The sequence below is a fragment of the Streptomyces sp. NPDC005070 genome, assembly GCF_053600395.1.
In genome coordinates this window covers 1-3,227 of record NZ_JBSFZS010000324.1, presented here as the reverse complement: position 1 = coordinate 3,227, position 3,227 = coordinate 1, and the positions used below count along the sequence as shown (strand labels likewise).

At 72.5% G+C, this 3,227-nt stretch carries 5 protein-coding genes; 4 read left to right on the top strand and 1 reads right to left on the bottom strand.

Annotated elements, in window-relative coordinates:
• The first annotated feature begins 84 nt into the window (after positions 1-84).
• The 4 genes from ACWEBX_RS38500 (at position 85) to ACWEBX_RS38485 (ending at position 2,243) form a co-directional block, all read left to right on the top strand.
• Complete coding sequence (locus ACWEBX_RS38500) at positions 85-600, top strand: molybdenum cofactor biosysynthesis protein (protein ID WP_451889371.1); 516 nt, start codon at positions 85-87, stop codon at positions 598-600.
• A 190-nt stretch (positions 601-790) separates the two neighbouring features.
• Entirely contained in the window at positions 791-1,153 is a 363-nt protein-coding gene (locus ACWEBX_RS38495) for an ArsR/SmtB family transcription factor (protein ID WP_451889370.1), read from the top strand.
• Positions 1,150-1,692, top strand: a complete 543-nt coding sequence (locus tag ACWEBX_RS38490; protein ID WP_451889369.1) for an SRPBCC family protein — start codon at positions 1,150-1,152, stop codon at positions 1,690-1,692. Before ACWEBX_RS38495 ends, ACWEBX_RS38490 begins: the two co-directional genes overlap by 4 nt.
• Positions 1,689-2,243 carry a TIGR03086 family metal-binding protein gene (locus ACWEBX_RS38485; RefSeq protein WP_451889368.1) on the top strand — a complete coding sequence of 185 codons (555 nt, stop codon included), beginning with the start codon at positions 1,689-1,691 and terminating at the stop codon, positions 2,241-2,243. The genes ACWEBX_RS38490 and ACWEBX_RS38485 overlap by 4 nt, the downstream gene beginning before the upstream one ends.
• Positions 2,244-2,270: 27 nt before the next feature.
• Here the strand turns inward: ACWEBX_RS38485 and ACWEBX_RS38480 are convergent.
• Positions 2,271-3,227: FUSC family protein (locus ACWEBX_RS38480; RefSeq protein WP_451889367.1), on the bottom strand; the 957-nt coding region annotated here is incomplete at its 5' end.

Below are 3,227 nucleotides of genomic sequence, written 5' to 3'. Positions count from 1 at the left end.
CGAGCAGGGGGGACCCCCATGACGCCGCCGGGCCGCCCTTCGGGCGACGACGCGAGTTGTCAGACAGGCCCTAGGCTCGATGAGATGGCGCGTGTGGAAGTGGAAATCCTTCAGCTACTGGTCTCGCCCGGGCACCGGTTCGAGGGCCGCCCGGGCGACGGAGTGCCCCCGCTGCCCGACGCGGACCTGGTGACGACCGCCCAGGTGCGCGCCGGACTCGGGATCGTCGGCGACCGTTACTTCAACCGTCCGGCCCATCGCAACGCGTCGATCACCCTCATGGCCGCCGAGCGCTTTCCGCCGGGACGGGCCACGGAGGCGGACCTCCGGCTGACCCGGCGCAACGTCCTGCTCCGCGGGGTGGACATCGACTCCCTGGTCGGCGCGACGATCTCCCTGGACTGCGGCACCGGGCCGGTGGTCCTCGCCGTACACAGTGCCGCCCGGCCCTGCGCCTGGATGGACACCACGCTCGGCCCCGGCGCGCGACGGGCGCTGCGCGACGGCGGCGGAATCCGCTGCCGCCCGCTGACCGACGGCACGCTCGCGGTCGGGCCCGTCGCGTTCGCGGTCCTGGAGCCGGCACCCGCGAAGGACTGACACCCAGGTGAAGCGCGGTCGGAGGCGGTCGCGAGGAGCGGACCGGCACGCCTTGCTCGCCACGCCTCGCTCTCAGCACGCCTTGCCCAGCACGGCCTACTCGGCACGGCTTACTCAACCAGTTGGTTGACTAAGCCGTCGGCCTGTCGTACGGTTATTCAACCAACTGGTTGATTACGTGAGGTGAGAGGTGCCCGACGACCGGCTGTCCCGTGTGTTCTCGGCCCTGGCCGACCCGACGCGGCGTGACATCGTGGCCAGGCTGGCCACGGCGGACGCCACGGTCAACGAACTGGCCGAGCCGTACGACGTGACGGTCCAGGCCGTGTCCAAGCACATCAGAGTGCTGGAGGACGCCGGTCTGGTCAGCCGCAGCAGGGACGCCCAGCGTCGGCCCTGCCATCTCGAAGGCGAGGTCCTCGACCTGATGACGCGATGGATCGAACGCTACCGCCGCGAGGCGGAGGACCGCTTCCGCCGGCTCGACGCCGTCCTCGGACAGATGGCGGACCAGCCAGGAGAAGACACCTCGGGGAAGAAGGCGGCATCGTGAGCACCGCGCACCGCGGCGACCGGCGCGAGACCCGGATCGAGGCCGACCCGGCGCTGCCCACCATCCTCATCACCCGCGAGTTCGACGCCCCTCCGGAGCGTGTGTTCAGGGCGTACACCGATCCCGATCTCGTCGTGCGGTGGCTCGGCCCGCGCCGGCTGACCATGCGCATCGACGTGTACGAGGCGCGCACCGGTGGCTCGTACCGCTATGTGCACCGCGAGGACGACGGCACGGAGTACGGCTTCCGCGGGGTGTTCCACGAGGTGCGCCGCGACGAGCGCATCGTGCAGACCTTCGCCTACGACGGCTTCCCGGACGGCGTCAGCCTGGAGACCACCCTCTTCCAGGACCTCGGCGGCCGGACCCGGGTCACCACCACCTCGCTCATGGCGTCCGTCGAAGCCCGCGACGCGATGATCAGAAGCGGCATGCGACGCGGTGTGACCGAGGGCCATGAGCGCCTCGACGAACTGCTCGGCGGCGGCCCGAGCGGAAACCCCGGATCACGAAACGAGACGGAAGGCCTCAGATCATGACAAGCGCAGCCGACGAGTACCGCACCATCGCCGGGGACTTCACCGAACGGGTGCGCGGAGTGCGCCCCGAGGCCTGGGACCATCCCGCGCCGGTCGAGGGGTGGGTCGCCCGCGATGTGGTGCGCCATCTGGTCGAGTGGTTCCCCGACTTCCTGAAGTCGGGCGCCGGGGTCGAACTGCCGAAGGGGCCCTCCGTGGACGACGACCCGGTGAAGGCCTGGACGGTGCACAGCGACGGGGTGCAGGCACTGCTCGACGACCCGGCGACGGCGCACAAGGTCCTGTCGAACCCTCACATCGGGGAGGTCCCGCTGGACCGGGCGGTCGACCGCTTCTACACCGCCGACGTCTTCATGCACACCTGGGACCTGGCACGGGCCAGCGGCCAGGACGAGCGCCTCGACCCCGCCAGGTGCGCCCGCCTGCTCGACGGCATGCTGCCGCTGGACGACGTGCTGCGACAGAGCGGGCAGTACGGGCCACGGGTGGAGGTCCCGGAGAGCGCCGACGTACAGACGCGCCTGCTCGGGTTCATCGGACGCACTCCCTGAGGAACTCCTCCCGGCGGTCCGGCTCTCTCACCCTCCCTCGTGTGCCGTGGCATCGGGGCCGCCGGCCGGTCGTGTCCCGTCGCCCCGGACCGCGGGCGGCGGCCCCTCCGGACCGCTCCCGCCGATCGCCGTCAGCTCCGCCGCGAGGGTCCGCAGCCAGGTGTCGACGTCGACCAGCTCGGGCAGTACGGGCGGCGGGGCGGCGGAGACGACCTCGTGCGGAAGGGGTACCGGTGCCGCCCGGACGCCATCGGGCGGGAAGGCCGCCGCGCTGTCCATCGCCGCGGCCAGTCGCCCCGCCGACTCGTTCGCCCACCGGACCGCTTCGGGCGGCGCCGGCCCGTACGCCAGCCGGGGCAGCCAATGCGATCCGACCACCGCGTGGGAGACGCAGTTGAGCGCCAGATGCCAGTCCGGTCCGCTGTCGACGGCACCTCTGCCGCCCTCCGTCCGGTACTGCGCGTAGGCGCCCTCGGCGATACGGAGCCGGTGCCGGGTCAGCCGTAGAGCCTCCTCGGCGGCGCGGCGCCGCGGATCGCCGGAGGGGCCGGACGCGCCGGAGGGGCCGGACGCGTGGACCACGGCGGACACGGTGTCCCGCACCAAGGGCCCAGCGGAACGCAGCACGTCCGCCACACCGCGCCGCACCTCGGCGTGGGCTCCGGCGGGCCAGGCGAGCACGCCGCACACCAGCCCGATCGTGCAGCCCGCCAGGACGTCGAGCAGCCGCGTCTCCGCCAGCCGCCAGTCGGCCGTGGCGAGCTGGCTGAAGGCAGCGGACACGACCAGGGTGAACAGGCCCTGCGCCCAGGCCGGTCCCGCGATCGGTCCCACCGAGAACGCCACGAACATGGCCGGCACCAGCACGGCGGCGTACACCTCGACATGGCCGCCGGCCTCGTAGATCAGCACTCCGGCGACCAGCGCGCCCACCAGCGTGCCGACCGCCGCCGAGCGCACCGTGGACCAGGTCGCTCCCGCGGT

What these genes read in the sequence shown, in the direction of transcription:
- ACWEBX_RS38500 (WP_451889371.1), top strand. Translation starts at nt 85, where the DNA reads ATGGCGCGTGTGGAAGTGGAAATCCTTCAGCTACTGGTCTCGCCCGGG.
- ACWEBX_RS38485 (WP_451889368.1), top strand. Translation starts at nt 1,689, where the DNA reads ATGACAAGCGCAGCCGACGAGTACCGCACCATCGCCGGGGACTTCACC.